Here is a 19,572-nt window from a genome sequence, read left to right as displayed (position 1 = left end):
GCCCGGCAGAGACTGATAGAAAAAGCAATTTCATGGGGCATGGGAATAATGTAGCGGTTCCATGATGGGGTCACCCAAAACTCCCAAAGCGCGGAAGGCGAACCTGGCTGCGGAAAAGCCCAACTTTCGCCGGGCTTTTGCTTGGCCTTTACTGCATCGGTTGCAAGGGCTCCAGGCGTCTGCGGACACCGGGCGGCGGATTGGGAACCTCAATAACGCCCGAGTCGATTGCGGTATTCACATAAGCACTTAAGACAGGAATGCCCTCTATATAGACCTCAAGGCGCTTCCCGTAAGAGTTCTCGGTAACTTGTTGGAGACGAGCGGCTGCTGTGGGATTGAGTTGGAGGCAGAACGAACCATCTCGCTCTGCGACAGCTTGGACATCGGTGCTGCTGAAGCTAAGTACCACGGCTTCACCATCTGCTGCGAAGCTGGCAACGGGCAAAAAAGCCAATAACAAAACCAATTTTCTGAGCACCTTGTGGAAGGACAATTTGTTGCTCCTTATCAGTAACAGGGGTTGGTGGGCATGCCGTCTCCTTGGGCTCCATGAGGCGAGGCTATATGCCTAACACTCGATAGAAGATACGATCCCCTTCGCTTTTTCGATATACTCGAAAACCTTGCGGTTCAAGAGAAAACAACCAGAAACGAACCCATTAAGAGAGCCTGGAGGGCCCACTCATGTCAAAAAACAATTCGCGGAACCTTGGATATCTGCTCGGGATCTGCCTCTTAGTCCCTGCAATCCTGCTATCCAGTGGATGCTCGCTGTTTTCGACCAAAACGCCGATCGATAAGAATGACCAGACCTTGTCAGTTGTTTACGGGTATTTCGATATGGAGGATGCACCTTCCTGGGGCGGCATCGATTGGGTTTCCATAAAGCAGTATAAGCCGGAGGTGGCTTACTACTCCTGTGGCGTCGAGGAGGGCCTCTTTTTCCATATCGGCGTAGATAAGAGTGCTTCTATCCAGGTGGAGGAGTTCGGCAGGAATACCCGCTGGTACAGTAACGCGACCTATACCTACAACTTTGGTGGAAAGGGAAGGAACGAGACCGCTAGGGTCATCAAGAAGCCAGGTGTGCATTTTCTTGGCTCCTACAAATTCAAGAATATCGATTCGGGTTCGATGTTCAGGCAGGATTCCTTCGACATGGTGCCAGCAGTGGCACCATCTGAAAAAGAGCTACTGACCAAGCTGTTGGTGATCATGCAAGAGGATAGCGATTTGGCCGTCTACAACCACCAGATCGCAATGATTGAAAAGCGTCTCAGGGAACTGAAGTGAACAGGGTTATGAATTCATTCCAACATGCTACCACCGGCCACCGCGCCGCATTCCTGGTTATGGCCGTGCTGCTGCTACAGGCCTGCACCATGGGCGGCCAAATGCTCAAAGAAGCGGATTCCTCCAGTATCATCGCCGACAACGAAATTATCGTAGTGGGCACGATCGAACTTATCCCTGCGCTGGGTAAGGAGGAACAGGAACTCAGCCCGTCGGGGGTCATCGATTTGGCTGGCTACGGCGGCATGAACAGAAATCGGGCGATGATTCAGTTCAATAACCAGCCGGAGGCCAGCAACTACAAATTTCTGATCAACCCAAAACTGGACGAAATGTTCTTCTTCAAAATACCGGCGGATCTGAAATACGTTGTCGATGGAAGAGTCATCGTCGAATTGGGCCGGCGTGGTGCTGTCAGCGAGATACTGCTGCCCACCGGACTGAAAATTGATGCTCGCCCAGGAGATAAAGCGGTGTACATTGGTAACTTAAAGTACACCCGCGACGACTTTAACTCCATCACGGGCGTCAAGCTTACTGATGAGTACAAGAGTGCTGTTAGGCAATTCCGCACGCGGTTCGGCGGAAAGTACAAACTGCGAAAGGCAATCGTCAAGCCCATACCCCCTCGGTCAGGATAGATGTCGTTCTTATGAGCGATTTTGGGGACCACCTGAGCGACGATATGAGCGACCGTTTTTCTGGCCCTTTTGCGCTCGGTCAACTTGCGCTTCAGCTCTTCAGGCGTATGGTTTCCGCAGCCGTGCTATCCACCGTCCGAACACGAACAGTTTTGACCTTTTTTCGGAAGAGGCTGCTAATCAGGATTCCTCAGGGTCAGAGGAAAACTAATCGGGTAAGCTCGACCGGTGGGGTAGAATGGCGGGCTGAGTAATGGCAAAAAGGCCAAGAGCAGCCCGGTAGGGTTGCGGGCTTATCTGCACTGGCTCAAAGAGTACGCCGGCAAACTCAAGGTCCAAGTGCATGCCTGGGTATTGATGAGCACCATGTGCACCTGCTCTTTACGCCTCGCGCTCCCGAAGCCGTGTCGAGAATGAAGCAGGCTATCAGCCGGATGTACGTGAGGTATTTCAATTAGACGTATCAGCGTACCGGGACCCTGGGAGGGCCGTTATAAGTCGTGCCTGGTCGAAAGTGAATCCTATTTGCTTCATCTATACGATACATTGAGCTCAATCCCATGCGGGCCGATATGATGGCGAAGCCGGACGAGTACATGTGGTCCAGCCATCTTTGCAATGGATTCGGAAAAGAGAGCAAGCTGCACACCCCTCACACGCTGTACCTCGCTCTCGGGAAGGACAAGGAAGAACGGCCCGAAAACTACCGGGCGTTGTTTGCGGCCCATGTGGAAGGGATACTGCTGGATGAAATCCGACAAAGTGTCAACAAGGGACTGGCTTGGGCCACTAACGGTTTGCCAGGGCAGTTGACTGGATGCCAGGTGACGCCCGGAAGGCGCGGCAGGCCTATACAGGCGGAATAAGTTACTCTCACCCGAGTTATCCCAGTTATCCGCCAAAAATAGCACGCGATTAGCCGCAGCCTCTCTGTTTTTTGCCTAACATCTAACATGTTATGTGAACACTGTCACATTTGTGTGTCTTTGCATTCCTTAGAGTCCCCTCCTACGGATTGCCGTGCCCGGCGCTGTCGTTCTGATAAGGAGAAAAAAATGGAAATTACCGGATTACTGCCAGCATCACTAGTCGCTGTGCTTGGTTTAACACTAGCCGCATGCGGTGATGGGGGAGGAGGAGATGATGGGGGTACGTCTTCGGTGCCTGGCGTCGTTCTCTCCAAGACAGCGTTGACTACGTCGGAAGACGGGACGGTGGAAACTTTTTCCGTCATGCTGGCAACTCAGCCTGCCAGTGATGTCGAGATGACTTTCGAGTCGCGCGATACCACCGAAGGAGAGATAGCTTCTGATTCCGATACCGATGGATATTGGTACTACGATGCGTATTCTTTCGAGAAATCGGTCGATTTGACCTTTACGCCGACTAATTGGAACGTCCCCCAGGCCATCGACGTGAAAGGACTGGACGATTCAGTACTCGATGGCAATCAGACCTACGGTGTGTCGGCAACCTATATCTGGTCGATGGACCTGGCCTATCTCAACGTGGCCAAACCCTCTGTTTCGGTGACCAACATCGACACGGACGCTCCGGGGATCACAGTTTCAAAAACCAGCCTCACTACGGCTGAAAACGGATCATCGGAAGCATTTACCGTCAAGCTCAACCTTGAGCCCTCCGCACCTGTCGAAATTCCGTTTGAGATCGGTGATCCGACCGAAGGGACGTTTGACTATTACAGCGATTCGGTAACGACAAAAACCCTTACTTTCGACCAATCTGACTGGGATTACTCTAAAACCGTGTACGTCTACGGTGTCGATGATGACATTGCCGACGGCAATCCGACCTATGAGCTTAGCGTAGGCCCCGCCAGCAGCACCGATACAAGCTACTCCGGCCTCACCAGCGACGCGATATCGGTGACCAACAATGATAATGATACCGCCGCGTTTACCGTAAGCGCTGCGAACGATCCGCTGCGGACCACCGAGTGGGGGCAGACGGCCGGTTTCACCGTGGTCCTGAACACCGAGCCCACCGAGAATGTCATCATCCCGGTCAGCAGTCCGGATGCGAGCGAGGGGCTTGTGTCCCTCAATGGGAGCACCCCCAGCGAAACACTCGATGTGACCTTCACCCCGGAGAACTGGGATATCGCTCAGACAGTGACGGTCAACCCGGTAGACGAAGCCGAGCTGGATGGGGACATCGACTACAACCTCACTGTCGGCGCTCCGACTGGAGCATCCGAATACACGAGCCTGGGTGCCCAGACCGTGGCGGTAGAAAATGTCGATGACGATACTGCCCGGGTGAACATCCAGGGCGCGGACCTGCAGACCGACGAGGACGGTGGTACCGATGCGTTTGTCGTCTCGCTTGCCAAGGAGCCGACCGGCGATGTGGTGATCAATGTGACCTCGCAAGACACCACGGAGGGGTTCGTCAAGGGCGGCAGTTCGCCCACCACGGCCATGGACAGCATCAGCCTGACCTTTACCACCGCTGATTGGAAGACGGCACAGACGGTAACCGTCGTCGGACAAGACGACGTAGAGATCGATGGCAGTCAGTCCTACTCGGTCAATGTGGCGGTCGACGACGTCTCCACGGCGGATCCCGACTACTCGACACTTTCGACACAGGCGGTCTCGGTTACCAATGCCGATACCGATCAGGCGGGGATCACCTTTAGCGGGTCTGTCTATACCTACGAAGGTGGAGCCACCGACACCTTCACCGTCAAGTTGAACACCAAGCCGGTTGCCGAGGTGATACTTCCCGTCACGGTGGACGAGCCGGATCAGGTGCTGATCCAGGGCGGGGATTCGCCAACTGTGTTCGTCAGCACACTCAACCTCACTTTCGCGATCGCGGAGTGGAATACCGAAAAAACGATCACCGTGCAGGCGGTAGACGATTTCGTCGACGACGGCACGGCATCCGTCGATATCGAGGTAGGCCCCGCAAGTAGCGCAGACAGCCACTACGATGCTTTGCCGGCAGAGACCAAGACGGTCTATGCGCGCGACAATGATTCTGCGGGCCTGGTGATCAATACTACGGACGTCAGCACCTCGGAGCCGAATGTATCGAGCGATTTTACGGTTGCACTGGAGTCCGAGCCAACCGCTAATGTCTTCGTGACCGTGAGCCCTCAGGACACCACCGAAGGTCTGGTCTCCGGCGGAGACAGCCCCGAAACTCCGGTTACGTCGGTCACACTGGAATTCACAACTGCCAATTGGAGTTCGGCGCAGACTATCTCCGTGCACGGCCAGGACGATTCCGAGCTGGACGGTCCCATCGAGTATCTGGTGGACGTGGGAAGCATGGTTACCACCGACAGTGCGTACTCCAGTTCCTATCTGGATGACACAGTGACGGTGACCAATAGCGACAATGAAGTCGGGGAGTCCGAGACGATGTCTCTGACGCTGGCCCAGTTGCCCCACACAGGTCAGGTGGCACCGTTGAGCACCAGCACCTATACCGTTTCAGGACTCGCCTCGGGGTGGACGTACACGCTGACCGCCGGCAGTGTCACTGACGACCTTGCACTGGAGGTGCAGGACAGCGGGGCAACCTTGTTGTGCTCGAGTGCAAACACCGGAGCCAAGGAACCGGAGTCCTGCCAGTTCACCACGCCGTCGGACGGGATTATCAATGTTTACATCGACGGATCCGGTACCGAGAACGGTGCGGAGTTCACTCTCTCCGTAACGGATCCGGTCTATACCCACACGTTCGAGGCGTACGCAGAGTCGTCCAGCAGCTTCATCTTCTACCTGTATAGTGATCCTGACGGTTACTCGCTTGCTTCAAAGTATTCCACAGGCGGCAGCCGATCTTTGATTTGGGATTTGGTTGCCGGAGAGGACTACTACCTGAGAGTGGTCGAACGCTATGAACCCGGGTTTTACACGGTTCAGGTGACCGATGCCGCAGCCAGCCTGGATGGCTTCGGTGATGCGGCAGAGGATGCAGGCGAACCGGATGGTGACGCAACCAGCGCAACCAGTCTGACTGTTAATGCTCCGGTTGAGCGTTATCTGACCGACGGTGACGTGGACTGGTTCAAGTTTACGGCGCCTACGCCGTAAGCCTGGCTAGAGCTTTCAAAAAAGAGCGGGTCGTGAGCCCCGCTCTTTTTTTTGATTCCGAAAATTGAGGATACCGCAAGGAATTTAATGGGGTTTGCGCCAAGCAAGCGTGTAGAAGGAGGAAGCGAACGAAACGACTTCATCAGCGGAAACCTTCTTTAGCAACCCAGCGGGTGCGAATCCCGCATGGCAGAGCTAACCAGCAGCCATAAGCGAGTCTTGCGTCGGGTCGGGGCAACCCTCACGGCGAAGCCGTGCTATTGAACTTCGAAATTTACATCGCAAATCCTCCGAGATGGAGTTCACCTCATTGATCCACCACCTGGATCGGGACTGGCTGTGCGAAGCCTACGCACACGCAAGGACGTCGCACCCGGGGTGGATGGCCAGACCTGGGCGGAATACGGGCAATACCTGGAGGTCAACCTGTGCTCATTGCTGGAGCGCCTGAAGACCCAGCGTTACCGGGCGCCAGCGGTGCGCCGCAAGCATATTCCCAAGCCGGCAGGCCGGGGGAAACGCGCCCCCCCCTGTGGATCCCCACCCTGGAGGACAAAGTACTGCAGCGCGCCGTGGCCATGCTGTTGGAGGGGATTTACGAGCAGGACTTCTCGGACGACTCCTACGGCTTTCGCGTCGGGCGCAGTGCCCACCAGGCACTGAACCGCAAACTGTAAGGTCACTGCGGTTATTTCGGCATTACGGGAAATAGCCGCAGCCTCAACGCGCTGCGCCATCGGTTGCACTGCGTGTGGCGCTATTGGCTATCGCGGCGTAATCGCAAGCGGGTGATGACCTGGGCGCGCTTGAAGCGAATGCTGGAGCGCTATCCAATCCGACCGGCCACAGCAATCCACTCGGTATGCCGAGCGTAGCGAAGCATTTATCCGAGGAGCTGTATGCGCTATGCGCGCACGTACGGATCTGTGGGAGCCCGGGCTGGGCAACCGGCCTGGGCCACCCGCCCCCATCCAGGCCCCAATAGCTCCGGCATGGAATGGGCGCGGGAGAAACGAACGGCGCTTCCGGGGGCGGGCGCCGTTTTTCATTTGGCCCGCTTGATACGACTCGTTCACTTTTGCTCTGCTCGGGCGCGGGTGTAATTCGTCGGAGCGGCCTGTCTGACCGGGGTTTCCGCGGGCATGTGGGAGAGAGATCCGGTTTTTTTCGCGATTTCGAAGAGTATAATAGGGTCTGCGTAATGAAAAATCGGAGGAAATGGACCGCTCTCCCATCTGCATTGTAGATGATTCCAGGTTCCACTAGCGGCACTATTGGCACATCGCGTTATGCTGCTGTTTGTGGTTGGAAGCCCAGTAATCCAGCATCACGGGAGACCGCATGACTCGTCGCATGATTACCTTGGACGGCAATGAAGCAGCCGCCCATGTTGCCTACCTGACCAACGAAGTGGTCGCCATCTACCCTATAACCCCCGCCTCGCCCATGGGCGAGCATGCCGATGCCTGGTCCGCGCGGGGCAGAAAAAATCTCTGGGGTTCGGTGCCACACATCGTGGAGATGCAGAGCGAGGGGGGCGCCGCCGGGGCGATTCATGGCGCGCTGCAAAGCGGCGCCATGACCACCACCTTCACTGCGTCCCAGGGGCTGCTGCTGATGCTGCCCAATATGTACAAAATCGCCGGTGAGTTAAGTCCCACGGTCTTTCACATCGCCGCCCGCTCGCTGGCTGTCCAGGCGCTCTCGATCTTCGGTGATCACAGCGATGTGATGGCGGCCCGCGGTACCGGATTTGCCATGCTCGCCTCCAACTCGGTGCAGGAGGTCATGGATATGGCACTCATTGCCCAGGCAGCGACGCTGGAGAGTCGCATCCCCATCCTCCACTTTTTCGATGGCTTTCGCACCTCCCACGAGATCGGCAAGATTGAAGAGGTGGATGAGGCGACTGTGCGTGCCATGATCGATGATGAGCTGGTCGCTGCCCACCGCCGGCGCGCCCTCAACCCGGAGCATCCGGTGATACGCGGCACCTCCCAGAATCCCGACGTCTATTTCCAGGCGCGGGAGAGTGTCACTCCCTACTACGAAAAGATGCCTGCTATCGTCCAGGCCTGCATGGACCGATTCGCTGGGCTAACCGGGCGACAGTATCGCCTCTATGACTACCGCGGCGCTGAAGATGCCGAACGGGTGATAGTCCTCATGGGCTCTGGAGCCGAAACCGTCGAGGAGACGGTTGGGCACCTCAATGCCCGCGGTGAGAAAGTTGGATTGCTGAAGGTGCGCCTATACCGTCCCTTCGATGCCGCGGACTTTATCGCGGCGTTGCCTGCCTCGGTCGGTTCCGTGGCCGTGCTGGACCGCACCAAGGAGCCGGGTAGCGACGGCGAGCCGCTCTACAAGGATGTACTCGGTGCCTTGGCGCAGGGGGTAGCCAATGGTGCTGCATCGTTTAAATCCATGCCCCGCATTATCGGCGGCCGCTATGGCCTCTCCTCCAAGGAGTTCACGCCGGGGATGGTCAAGGCGGTATTTGACGAACTCGGGACCGAGCACCCGAAAAACAGCTTCACCATCGGCATCCACGATGATCTGAGTGACAGCAGTCTGGAGTGGGACGCCTCCTTCCGCACCGATGCCTCGACAAAAGCCGTCAGCGCCCTCTTTTACGGTTTGGGCTCCGACGGCACCGTCAGCGCCAACAAGAATTCGATCAAGATCATCGGTGAGTGCACCGAGCTGCACGCCCAGGGCTATTTTGTCTACGACTCGAAAAAGTCCGGCGCCGTTACCGTCTCGCACCTTCGCTTTGGCCCCGAGCCGATCCACTCGACCTACCTTATCGACGATGACCAGGCGCATTTTGTCGGCTGTCATCAGAGCGTCTTTCTCGAACGCTACGACATGCTCGACAAGGCAGCCGAAGAGGGCGTTTTCCTGCTCAACACCACGGCGCCCGCGAATCAGGCCTGGGATATCCTGCCGCGTCGGATGCAGCAGCAGATTATTGAGAAACAACTGAAGTTTTATGTCATCGATGCCTACCGGGTTGCCGAAAATAGCGGCATGGGCCGGCGCATCAATACGATTATGCAGACCTGCTTTTTCGCCATCTCCGACATTCTGCCGCGGCAGCAGGCGATCCAGTCTATCAAGGATGCGGTGGAGAGGAGCTACGGCAAAAAGGGTAGAAAGTTGGTGGAGATTAATTTTCGCGCCATCGACGAAGCCCTTGTCAACTTCCATCAGGTCACCATTCCGGGCACGGTCAGCAGCGACTTTGAAAGGCCGCCGGTGGTCCCGGCCACGGCGCCGGAGTTCGTGCAGAAGGTCACAGCCGAGATTATCGCCGGGCGTGGCGATGCCCTGCCGGTGGGCCTTCTGCCCGACGACGGCACCTATCCCACCGGCACCGCCAGGTGGGAAAAACGCAATATCGCGCTGGAGATCCCGGAGTGGGACGAAGAGCTCTGCATCCATTGCGGCAAGTGCCCCTTCGTCTGTCCGCACGGCGTCATTCGCAGCAAGGTGTTCGACCCGGAGCTGGCAAGGGAGGCACCGAAAACCTTCAAACACGTACCGATCAAGGGCAAGGAGTTTCCCGAGGGCTGGCACATCAGTTATCAGGTAGCGCCCGAGGATTGCACAGGTTGCGGCCTCTGTGTCGACATCTGTCCGGTCAAGGACAAGAAAATTCCGGGGCGCCGCGCCCTCAATATGGTGCCGCAACCGCCACGGCGGGAGCAGGAGCGGGAGAATTGGAATTTTTTCCTCAGCCTGCCCGAATACGACCGGCGCAAGCTGCGTCGCAATGTCATCAAGGATGCGATGCTGACGCAGCCGCTGTTCGAGTTTTCCGGCGCCTGCTCGGGCTGCGGCGAGACTCCCTATCTCAAGCTCGCCAGTCAGCTGTTCGGTGATCGCATGATGGTGGCCAACGCCACCGGCTGCTCATCCATCTACGGTGGCAATCTGCCTACCACTCCGTGGGCAAAGAATCCCGAGGGCCGCGGTCCCGCCTGGAACAACTCGCTGTTCGAGGATAATGCCGAATTCGGTCTGGGTATGCGCGTGGCAGTCGACAAGCAGGCGGAGTTCGCCTGTGAGCTGCTCGAGTCGCTAAAAGCTGATATCGGCGAGGAGCGAGTCGAGGCACTGCTCGACTCGGACCAGAGCAGTGAAAGCGGCATTCATGACCAGCGTGAACGGGTCACCGAACTGCTGGAGATACTCAATGGCATCGATAAGCCGGAGGCCCGGCGGCTCGAAAGCATTGCTGGCTATCTGGTAAAAAAGAGCGTCTGGATCGTTGGCGGCGACGGCTGGGCCTACGACATCGGTTTCGGCGGCCTGGATCACGTGCTTGCCTCCGGGCGCAACGTCAACATCCTGGTGCTGGACACCGAGGTCTACTCCAACACCGGTGGACAGACCTCCAAGGCGACCCCGCGCGGTGCCGTGGCCAAGTTTTCCGCCGGGGGTAAACCGGGGGCGAAGAAGGATCTGGCGATGGTGGCCATGAGCTACGAGAACGTCTATGTCGCCCAGGTCGCCTACGCCGGCAAGGATACCCAGACCCTGCGTGCCTTTCTCGAGGCCGAGTCCTATGACGGCCCGTCGATTATCATCGCCTACGCCCCCTGCATCGCCTGGGGAAATGACATGGTCCACAACCATGAGATGCAGGACCTGGCCGTGCGCAGCGGCCACTGGCCCTTGTTGCGTTACGACCCGCGGCGCATCGACCAGGGCCAAAACCCGCTGCAGCTCGATTCGAAGAAACCCTCCATCGGGTATCGTGACTTCGTCTCCAATGAGACCCGCTTCAGTATGCTCTGGCATAGCCACCCGGATAATGCCGAGCGGTTCCTGCACGAGTCGCAGGTTGAGGCCGTGGCCCGCTACCGCCACTACGAACAGCTGGCGGCGATGGATTATCAGCAGCCCAGGACGGAGGATGACAAGGATTAAACGATGGACCTGAAGCCAATCGCTTCCGATTCGTTAACTATTGTAACTACTCACCCCCTCCGTCATTCCCTATCACCCCCGCCTACGCGGGGATCACGGATTTCCTGGGCCGTGCGCGATCACCCGGGCGAGCAGTTACAACTATTCGATACTTTCCGGGGTGGGAAATAGTGAGTTACCAGGGTGCGGAGACACGTCTTTCATCTTGTGGAGGGACGCGCTGTCATTCCTGTTTCAGAGGGCACACGTTACGCAAGCCTTTTTGGGATTTCCGGGGGAGCTTAGAGGAAGGAAGAAACATTTCTGTGAACATAGCGAAGACTTATCCGGCTGAGGCCAAACGGTTACGAGTTTTTCTGTTGGTCACGGTATTTTTGTTGGGAGTGGGTTTAGGCGCGCCGATTATTACCTTGAACAAGTTCATGTTGATTGAAAACACTTTTTCCGTTATCGGTGGCGTCGTAGAGCTGTTGAGCGAAGGAAAACTCTTCCTGTTCCTGGTCATTACGGGGTTCAGCGTTTTGCTGCCACTGATGAAAATAAATGTGCTGTATAGGCTGCTCCGTAGAAAAGAGAACAGTGAAGAACGACTGCGAACCTACCTGCATTTGATGCATCTGTACGGTAAATGGTCGATGCTGGATGTCTTCGTAGTAGCTGTATTGGTGGTTAGCGTGAAGTTCGGTGCGATAGCGAATGTGGAAGTGCGGTTCGGGTTGTATTCTTTCGCAGCGGCGGTGGTATTAACGATGTACATCACTGCAAGGATTGTGACTTTGTCACGGGAGCACAAAGGGGACGAAGGCTGAGGGCTACCCCCTGAATAGGGTGTCGCTCCAAACAGATTCAGGCAGGGATGTTCGCCATCAGGTAAAGCTCGACCCCCCGGCTCAATCCTTGCGGCCGTGTCAATCCGAAAGACCCGCCTCCAGTTCTCTTCGGGCCTCTCCCTCGCGCGCCACTCGCACCAGTGCATCGCTCACCACCCGGTCGATGACTTCGTACAGCAGTCTGGTTGGCCCAACGCCATTTTCGGCTGCGGCGATGCGGTAATGGGGCCGGTCACGGAAATTGACGGCAAGTTGTCCGCGGGAGCCCAGGGTCCGTGTATGGGTTATCTGCGCCGCTCCGTCCTGTAGCACCAGGCTTTCGATGACGAACTGCCTGCCGAAGCCGAATAGGGTATTTCGGGCTTCGAACTCGTCCAGGCGGGTGAAAATAATGCCGGCGTTGCTGACCAGTTCCCGGCGTTCAAGGTTGAGAGAGACGCCATGCAGCGTGACCTCGGAGAGTACGATCGGGTCGTCCCCCAGGGAGGCAGGGGTGAAATGCACGTCGATGCGGCGGATCGCCATGAACTTGGGGGCTTCGAAGCCGGGTGGGTTGGCGATGTCGACACCGGAGAGGTAAAGCACGGCTGGAGCCGAGGCGAGGAGCGGCCAGGGACGGTATTCCAGCTCGATGTGGTCGATGCTGAGGTCGACGCCGGATGCATAGCCGCCGGCCGTCGTTAGCCAGAGCTTTGCTGTCGGCAGCGCAAACCAATAAAGGCCCGCAGCCAGCAGCACCGGAAGCAAGACCAACCACGTTACGGTTCGTCGCATGAACTTGGACATGGGATTCTTCATTCGACTTCAATGTTAGCTGAGCTTGCTCCGTTCGGACGCATGAAGTCGGGGAAACGTGATCCGGCCCACAGAAGCCTCTGTGACAGAGCGATAATGGGGACGGAGGGATTAAATGTTAACAATCCGGCCTTCGGGGCGAAGCGGCCGGGAGTTTGATTAGCGCACTCCCCTTGCTGTAGTAAGGAACGAGTATTCGAGGAGCGCGAAGGAGTTGCGAGTCACGTCTTACTGGGTAACTGCTCGCCCGGGTGATCACGCACGGCCCGGGAATGACGCGGGGATGACGGAGGGGGTGAGTAGTTACCTTACTGGTTAAAACTTAATCCCTCCGTCCCTTTTTCCTCCGCTGCCCGCCGCCTTGATTACAAAGCGTGAGGTCATCGAACGCAGCAGTGCGCTGTAGTTGACTCCGAACCGGACCTCGGTACCCACCGACAGGGCATTATCGCCGGACTCCATTACAACATGGTCACTGCTGGCCCCCAGTATCGCCATGCCGGCCGGTGCCGATAGGCCGCTCGGATCGACATCCTGATGTCCCGTCGCCAGAATCGCCCGGACAATGCTGCCGCGATTGCCGAAGATCGTGCTGTCCCCGAAGGCCGTTTGAGCGATGCGGCCCCGGGCTTGAGACGGTTTGAGTTTCAGCTCGATGACTTCGGCAACGAAGGTGATTGCATCGGTATACAGGCCATCGATCGGGACGCGGTGGAGCGGCTCGCAGCCGAGTAGGATGGATTCCCCCAGACGGAGGTTGTTGATCCTGCCAGTGACAGATGGACCGAGTGCCCAATCAAGGTTGGCTGAGTTGCCGCCGGATACGATGGCGAGGCTGACACCCAGAGCAGCCTCGATGGCGTCGGCAAGGCCGGATAGTTCGTCCATATTGCCGGAATCCGGTATGACGCCGCTTTGGCAGGCCAGGTTGGTGCCGATCCCGCACAGGCGCAGGTGTGGCAGGCGCACCACTTCGCGTGCGGTATGCTCAAGGTCGGCTGGCAGGATACCTTCGCGAAGGTCGCCAAGCTCGACCATAAGCACCACGCCATGGGTGCGTCCGGCATCCCCGGCGGCGGCAGAAAGCGCACGGATTACCGTTAGTTCAGTATTGAAGCTCACCTCCGTGTGCCGTACCACCCGTGCCACCTGGCTGAGCATCGGCGAGCGAATCAGCATCACCGGCGCGGTAATGTGATCACCCCGCATGGCCTCGATATTGTCGATTCGGGAGTCGCCCAGGTTGGTTACCCCGGCACGCAGCAGCGCGTTGGCGATATCGGCTGAACCGAGGCTGGCTTTGGTCACCCCGGTGACCGATATGCCACGGGTTGCCAGCCTTGCTACCAGAGTGTTCGCGTTGTGATAGATCTTGTCGAGATCGATCTCCAATCGCGGTGCGGTCATTGCCGTTCCGCACGGTGCGGGGGCTCCAGTGAGGGAAATGCGGTGAGTATCATTTGCACCAGGTGTTCAGCGGGCCGGGTCAACACATCGGTGGTGGGAATACCCAGTTCCCCCTCATAGGATGCGATTGCCGAACTCACTTCGCTGAAATTCATCTGCTCGTGGTTAAGGGTAAGCCCGATTACCTTGGTGTCGGCGAAGGTCTCGATGAGATTGATCTCGGTTGCCGGAGAGGGCATCGCCATCCCGTCGAAGTCGCAACGAAAGACACGGCCGGGCGCATGCTGCAAGACCACTGCGTCGGGGCAGCTTCCGCGCAGGATGAATGATGAGGTCGAAAACGCAGGGTGACTCAGCGCACCCTGGCCTTCGATGACGATGACGTCCGGTTGTTCGGTCTCAAAGGCCTCGATAATGGTGGCTTCCAGCTCGCCGGCACAGAATTGCGAGGGGACCGCATCGAGTGCGATGCCGTAGCGGGCACCCTGGATTAATCCAGTCTGGCCCGTGCCGATCATCACCGCTTTCAAGCCGATGTCGGTCAGTGCGCCGACCAGTGCTGTGGCCGTGGTGCGCTTGCCAATGGCGCAATCGGTACCCAGAACGGCAATACGCGGACAGGTCACGTCGCTGATGCGGCCGCTGAACATCCGCAGCGCTTTGGTGGGGCGAGGCCTGCGCACATCGATGATTTTGACATCGTTGGTTATGCTTGCGGCGACAAATTCCGGATCGTCATTGAGGAACTCATGGAGGCCATTGACGACGCTCATCCCCAGCCCTATAGCCTGGAGTACGATGCCGCGCTCGCTAGCGGACAGCATGCCCGTTGAAGGTGCCATTCCGAAGATAAAGTAGTCCGGTATCGCGCCCGCTTTCAGCAGTGAATCGGCCAGAGTGGCATGAATGGGGATACCGTTGGGTTTATCGTCCAGCACCATGCCGGTATCAAGGCCGGCCTTTTCACTATCGATGACCGAAAGGATTTTGTACTTTTCCGAATGCCGGACGAGCCCGTTGGCAGTCTTGCCATCGATGCCGGCAAAGTTTGCCTCACAATAGACGATGGCTGTCGCAATCCGTTCGGATTCACCATCAGGACGTGCCTGTAACTGTCCGGCCAAGCCGTTGTTGGCGCTAGTGTCAGCAGGGGTGACAACGGAATTGGGAGGCTTGGAGAAAGGCGTCGGTGATGCGGTAGTGGTGGATACTGCAGAAGCAGAGGGAGGGACTGAAGCGCAGACAGGGGGGAGATCCGCTGCCGCGGGCGGACCTTGCGGCGAATAGAGGGATAGTGGCGTCGAGCCGGAAGGATTAGACATGGTGAAGCCTCTGGTTTTGCCCGGCTCAGAGGGGACAATACAATCGCGCCAATCTGATTTAGCCAGATATCAACAAGAGGCCCCCTCATAAGCGATGGGGAAGAGAGCACCTTAACACACATATACCCTCTCCCTTGAGACAATAGCCAGGAGTGCCAGGGCAACCGCCTACTTTGAAGCGAGCGGTGTTAGACCATGCAGGAGCACACTTGTCGAGGGATGCTGCCGTCGAGCGTACACGGATGAAAGATGATTGCTCCTGCATCATCTTCACTTCCTACATCCCTGTAGGTCGTATTCACAGCGTATCGGCTATCAAGGACTTGGTTCGCTCGCCGGCATCAAAAATGGGAGTATGCGTTTACCCTGCCAGGAGTGCCAGGAGTGCCCGGCGTGCCGGAGCCGTTCTCACGACCAGGCGCTTCCTGGTGCGGAACGGCAAAAACTTTGTGTTCTTCCTCTTGAATGGAGACGTCAAACCCGGAAGTTGGCGTCCTGAATTTAGATTGTGTCTTTGTGACTATTCACCCCCTCCCGTCATTCCCTGTCACCCCCGCGTAGGCGAGAATCCAGAGAACAGAAGCATGGCTCGAATGGATCCCCGCCTACGCGGGGATGACGGATTTCCTGGGCCGTGTGCGATCACCGGGCGAGCAGTTACGTGCCTTTTTTGAAAAAGACGAAAAAATCAGAGCCCATTGGGCGATTACCTGGCTAACTGGTAAACCATCATTTTCGGACACGGTATCGAGGAAGCCTTGGGAACATGGGGGCCCCCATTTGCCACGTCCGGCAGCTTGCCCGAGAGCGTTTAGAGACCGCTGAACAATGGCTTGACTCCAGTGCGAGTCGTTCAAATCGAGTTGCCCTTCAACGTCGAGGCATAGGCGCGCTGGTCTTTGGTTCTCTTTTATTAATGGTTAGGGCCGTGGCAGAATAGAACGGTACCTATGATAGGGAATGACAACAATGAACAGGGAGCAGGCCCAACGGCGGGTCGACCGCATCGATGCCTTTACGGCCGAACTGATTGAGCTTGAGCGCGAGGGTGTCCTGGCGTTGCCGGTCTCGCAGCGCCGGGAGGTGGAAATATACCACTCCACACTGCAGCGGCGGATGGCCGCCGACTTCGACGTGGACACCAGCAGCAGTCAGAAGCAGTTGTCCTGGGGGATGCGCATCGCCTCCTTCCTCGGGGCATTGGCCCTCTCCGCGGCCGTGTTCTTCTTTTTCTATCGTTTCTGGGGTTCCCTGACGACCCTGGGACAGGTGGTCATCCTTGTCGCGGCACCTTTGCTGGCGACGCTGGGCGTGGAGTTTGCCGCTCGGCGGGAGCGTACCTTCTATTTCGCCTCTCTGATCGCGCTTGTTGCGGTGGCCGCGTTCGTGCTGAATCTCTCCATGCTCGGCCAAATCTTCAACATCGTCCCGACTCCCAACGCCTTTCTTGTCTGGGGAGTGTTCACCCTGTTGCTCGCCTATGGTTATGGGCTGCGGCTGATGCTGGTCGCGGCGCTGACGTTTTTGGTCGGTTATCTGTCAGCGACGGTCGGTACCTGGAGTGGGGCCTATTGGCTCTCTTTTGGTGAACGACCGGAGAACTTTCTGCTCGCCGGTGTCTTGATGTGCATGGTAGGCGCCGCGCGCCTGCCAATGCAGCGGGAGTTCGCCGATATTTACCGGGTATACGGACTGCTGGTGCTGTTCATCACCATCCTTGTTCTCTCCAATCAGGGAAGTGTCAGTTACCTGCCGCTTGCCAATGTCACTATCGAATACCTGTACCAGACGGCGGGCTTCGTGCTCGCCGGGCTGACCATCTGGTTCGGGATCCGGCGCCACTGGCCAGGAGTGGTGAACACCGGCAGCACGTTTTTTGTTATCTATCTCTACACCAAGTTTTTTGACTGGTGGTGGGATTGGCTGCCCAAGTACCTGTTCTTCCTGTTGGTGGGCCTGATTGCCGTCGTGTTGCTGCTGGTAATGCGGCGGCTGCATAAGATGCATCGCGGGGAGGTAACGGCATGAAAAGAGAATATGTACTGTTGGCGGTACTGGGCCTCGTGGTTGTCGTCAATAGTGTAATACTGGCGGGTGTGGCCTGGAACCGTAGCGGTGAGCCCGGGACAAGCGTAGTACTGACGGAGCGGGAGCTGGTGCTTCCCTATTCCCGGTCATCGGCGTCGGAAGAAAACAGCGGTATGGCATTGCGGTTGCGGCACAATCGAAACGCAAGGCTGTTGGAGTGGTTCGACAAGGAAAAGCTGCAGACACTCGGGTTTGAATCCCGCGAATTCCAGGCCTGGGGTGAGAAAAGTTACAAACGGCCGCAGACCCGTCGCGCTTACGTGGTGCTGGAGTATGACGGCCGCACCTGGGCGCAGGCGTTGGCCGAAAGCGAAGGTGAGCTGGCCAAGCTCGAATCGGAGCCCCAAGCTGATGAAAGATCGGTAAGGGAGCAGGAACAGGCCCGCCAGCGTCTGGAACAGATGCAAACCGCCGACTCGCGTCTGGTACCCGTGGATGCCGATCGCGATGCTGTTCGATTGCGCAGCCGTTATCCTGACACCGAGACTCATATCATCGTCGCTGGTCGGGTCGGTATGCGGCGCAATGATGACGGCGTCCAGGGATATATCCGCAGCCTGTTTCCCCGTTCGGTTCACGTGCCCATCCGCTTTCATCAGGAACTGGAGGCCGTTGCTGCCGGGGGTAACAGCAGTGGTATTCATCCACCCCGCTATCAGGTGACGCTACACTTCGGCCGACGTCACGAACCCTGGATCGGCGCGATTGCGCCGCTGTTCCCGGAATCGGAAGGGTCGGCGCACTCCTGACCAGACCCGGTCGCCAAAAACCCAATCCGACCCCAAGCGGCTTGTTCGCGGATTTTATCGATGCCCATGTGTGCGATTCGCGGTGGCGATGGCCCAAATGTGCGTAGACTTCTTGGTAACGAAGAGAGTTGCTATGGTTCAGGTGTAATGGAGTCGGTCCGACAGGATATGCCATCGCCACGGACTGGTAGGAGCGCTAATGAGCCGATCAATTGCCGCCGGGACGCTCGTTTTCCTGATTATCGGGATGCTGCTGACTGATTCGGTTTTGGCCCAACGCCTGGGTGAATCGGTGATCATCCGTGATCCGGTAGCTCAGGACCTTTACGCTGCGGGAGGCCTCGTGGAGGTATGGGCCCCGGTGGCGGGAGACCTCACGGTAGCCGGCAGGGAGGTTATCGTGGAGGAGGCCATTCAGGGCGATGTCAATGCGGCGGGTGAACGCATTCTGCTCCGGGGGCCTGTTCAAGATGATATACGAGTGGCAGGCCGGCGGGTGCGTATCGCGGCAGATATCGGCGACCATATGGTGGCTGCGGGTGAGACCGTCACTATCGACCCGGGCGTCGAACTGGGCGGCTTCGCCTGGCTTGCCGGGTCAACCCTGCGCCTTGAGGGCAATGTGGGTCAGGAGCTGAAAGCGGTTGGCCAACGGGTCATCATCAGCGGCACCGTAGGCGAAGATGCGGAAATCACTGCCGAAGCGATAGAGATCCGTCCCGGGGCGAGAATTCAGGGGGACCTTATCTGGCGCAGCGAAACGCCTCCCGAGATCAGTGGAGAGGCTCAGATTGGCGGGCGTGTGGTGGAGCTGCCCATGCTGGTGAGACCCGAGGCTCCCGCTGCTGCTTTTCAACTGTTCCTCGCCGCCAGCCTTATCGCTGCAGGCGTTGTGCTCTATCTGCTTGCTCCCGGCCTTTTCGGCCGGGCGGTGGACGTGGCGAAAGGCAATCCTGCCAGCTCGTTCGGCCTGGGGTTCCTGGGCCTTGTCCTGACCCCGGTTGCTATCGTGTTCCTATTCATCACGACTGTAGGCTCTCTGCTGGCGCTGATCCTTGTGGCCCTGTATTTGGCCGCGGTGCCGGTGGCGTGGATCGTGGGCAGTTTTTTCGTGGGTGAGTTGGGTCTTCTGGGGTTGGGCAAGCGTGAGGGGGCCCCTAAGGTGTTGCATGTGGTCGCCCTGGTTTTGGCAATCCTGGTGCTTTGCCTGCTGCAGCTTATTCCTGTACTGGGCTTCCTCATCGGCTTGGCGGTCACACTGTTCGGCCTCGGCGCACTTCTCACTGTTCTATATCGAGGGGAGCAGGCCCAATCCGCCTGAGCCAATCGATATTCCCGAGTCGATGGGACCGTGGATGCCGCCGGGCTGCTGGTCTACTTTACTGATCGCATGGTCCTCGAGGGGCTGAGCACTACCGGGCCCGGCCTGGTAACAAGGA

At 57.6% G+C, this 19,572-nt stretch carries 14 protein-coding genes; 10 read left to right on the top strand and 4 right to left on the bottom strand.

Translation table 11 applies throughout. The features are described from left to right. Positions 1–148 precede the first annotated feature (148 nt). Positions 149–496, bottom strand: a complete 348-nt coding sequence (locus Q7L05_RS02285; protein ID WP_303901315.1) for a hypothetical protein — start codon at positions 494–496, stop codon at positions 149–151. 191 nt (positions 497–687) lie between these two features. Between Q7L05_RS02285 and Q7L05_RS02280 the strand changes: the two genes are divergently transcribed. The 7 genes from Q7L05_RS02280 to Q7L05_RS02250 all read left to right on the top strand — a co-directional run bounded on the left by Q7L05_RS02280 (position 688) and on the right by Q7L05_RS02250 (position 11,751). Then, positions 688–1,296 carry a hypothetical protein gene (locus Q7L05_RS02280; RefSeq protein WP_303901313.1) on the top strand — a complete coding sequence of 203 codons (609 nt, stop codon included), beginning with the start codon at positions 688–690 and terminating at the stop codon, positions 1,294–1,296. Then, the gene (locus Q7L05_RS02275; RefSeq protein WP_303901311.1) at positions 1,293–1,937 is read left to right on the top strand and encodes a hypothetical protein; all 645 of its coding nucleotides are present in this window, start codon (positions 1,293–1,295) and stop codon (positions 1,935–1,937) included. The genes Q7L05_RS02280 and Q7L05_RS02275 overlap by 4 nt, the downstream gene beginning before the upstream one ends. Before the next feature lie 560 nt (positions 1,938–2,497). Further along, positions 2,498–2,803, top strand: a complete 306-nt coding sequence (locus Q7L05_RS02270; RefSeq protein WP_303901309.1) for a hypothetical protein — start codon at positions 2,498–2,500, stop codon at positions 2,801–2,803. A 366-nt stretch (positions 2,804–3,169) separates the two neighbouring features. Further along, complete coding sequence (locus Q7L05_RS02265; protein WP_303901307.1) at positions 3,170–6,007, top strand: hypothetical protein; 2,838 nt, start codon at positions 3,170–3,172, stop codon at positions 6,005–6,007. Between the two features lie 428 nt (positions 6,008–6,435). Further along, positions 6,436–6,684 carry a reverse transcriptase domain-containing protein gene (locus tag Q7L05_RS02260; protein WP_303901305.1) on the top strand — a complete coding sequence of 83 codons (249 nt, stop codon included), beginning with the start codon at positions 6,436–6,438 and terminating at the stop codon, positions 6,682–6,684. 664 nt (positions 6,685–7,348) lie between these two features. Beyond that, positions 7,349–10,942: a pyruvate:ferredoxin (flavodoxin) oxidoreductase gene (nifJ, locus tag Q7L05_RS02255; protein WP_303901303.1), complete on the top strand. Its 3,594-nt coding sequence runs from the start codon at positions 7,349–7,351 to the stop codon at positions 10,940–10,942. A gap of 305 nt (positions 10,943–11,247) precedes the next feature. Then, on the top strand, positions 11,248–11,751 hold the full coding sequence (locus tag Q7L05_RS02250) for a paraquat-inducible protein A (protein WP_303901301.1): 504 nt from the start codon (positions 11,248–11,250) through the stop codon (positions 11,749–11,751). A 99-nt stretch (positions 11,752–11,850) separates the two neighbouring features. Here Q7L05_RS02250 and Q7L05_RS02245 read toward each other — a convergent pair whose 3' ends face one another. The 3 genes from Q7L05_RS02245 to Q7L05_RS02235 form a co-directional block, all read right to left on the bottom strand. Next, positions 11,851–12,558, bottom strand: coding sequence for a hypothetical protein (locus Q7L05_RS02245; protein ID WP_303901299.1), 708 nt, complete (start codon positions 12,556–12,558; stop codon positions 11,851–11,853). A 324-nt stretch (positions 12,559–12,882) separates the two neighbouring features. Beyond that, positions 12,883–13,974 (bottom strand): alanine/ornithine racemase family PLP-dependent enzyme, encoded by a 1,092-nt coding sequence (locus Q7L05_RS02240; protein ID WP_303901297.1) that lies wholly within the window; start codon positions 13,972–13,974, stop codon positions 12,883–12,885. Beyond that, entirely contained in the window at positions 13,971–15,098 is a 1,128-nt protein-coding gene (locus Q7L05_RS02235; RefSeq protein ID WP_303901296.1) for a DUF1611 domain-containing protein, read from the bottom strand. Before Q7L05_RS02235 ends, Q7L05_RS02240 begins: the two co-directional genes overlap by 4 nt. A 1,167-nt stretch (positions 15,099–16,265) precedes the next feature. Here Q7L05_RS02235 and Q7L05_RS02230 point away from each other — a divergent pair. From Q7L05_RS02230 to Q7L05_RS02220, 3 genes are all read left to right on the top strand, one after another. Beyond that, positions 16,266–17,324, top strand: coding sequence for a DUF2157 domain-containing protein (locus Q7L05_RS02230; RefSeq protein ID WP_303901295.1), 1,059 nt, complete (start codon positions 16,266–16,268; stop codon positions 17,322–17,324). Next, positions 17,321–18,133, top strand: coding sequence for a DUF4824 family protein (locus tag Q7L05_RS02225; protein ID WP_303901293.1), 813 nt, complete (start codon positions 17,321–17,323; stop codon positions 18,131–18,133). The genes Q7L05_RS02230 and Q7L05_RS02225 overlap by 4 nt, the downstream gene beginning before the upstream one ends. Positions 18,134–18,332: 199 nt before the next feature. Next, positions 18,333–19,454, top strand: a complete 1,122-nt coding sequence (locus tag Q7L05_RS02220; RefSeq protein WP_303901291.1) for a hypothetical protein — start codon at positions 18,333–18,335, stop codon at positions 19,452–19,454. Positions 19,455–19,572 lie beyond the last annotated feature (118 nt).

Source organism: Thiohalomonas denitrificans (assembly GCF_016841685.1).
GTDB lineage: Bacteria > Pseudomonadota > Gammaproteobacteria > Thiohalomonadales > Thiohalomonadaceae > Thiohalomonas > Thiohalomonas denitrificans_A.
This window is presented reverse-complemented; position numbering and strand designations above follow the sequence as displayed.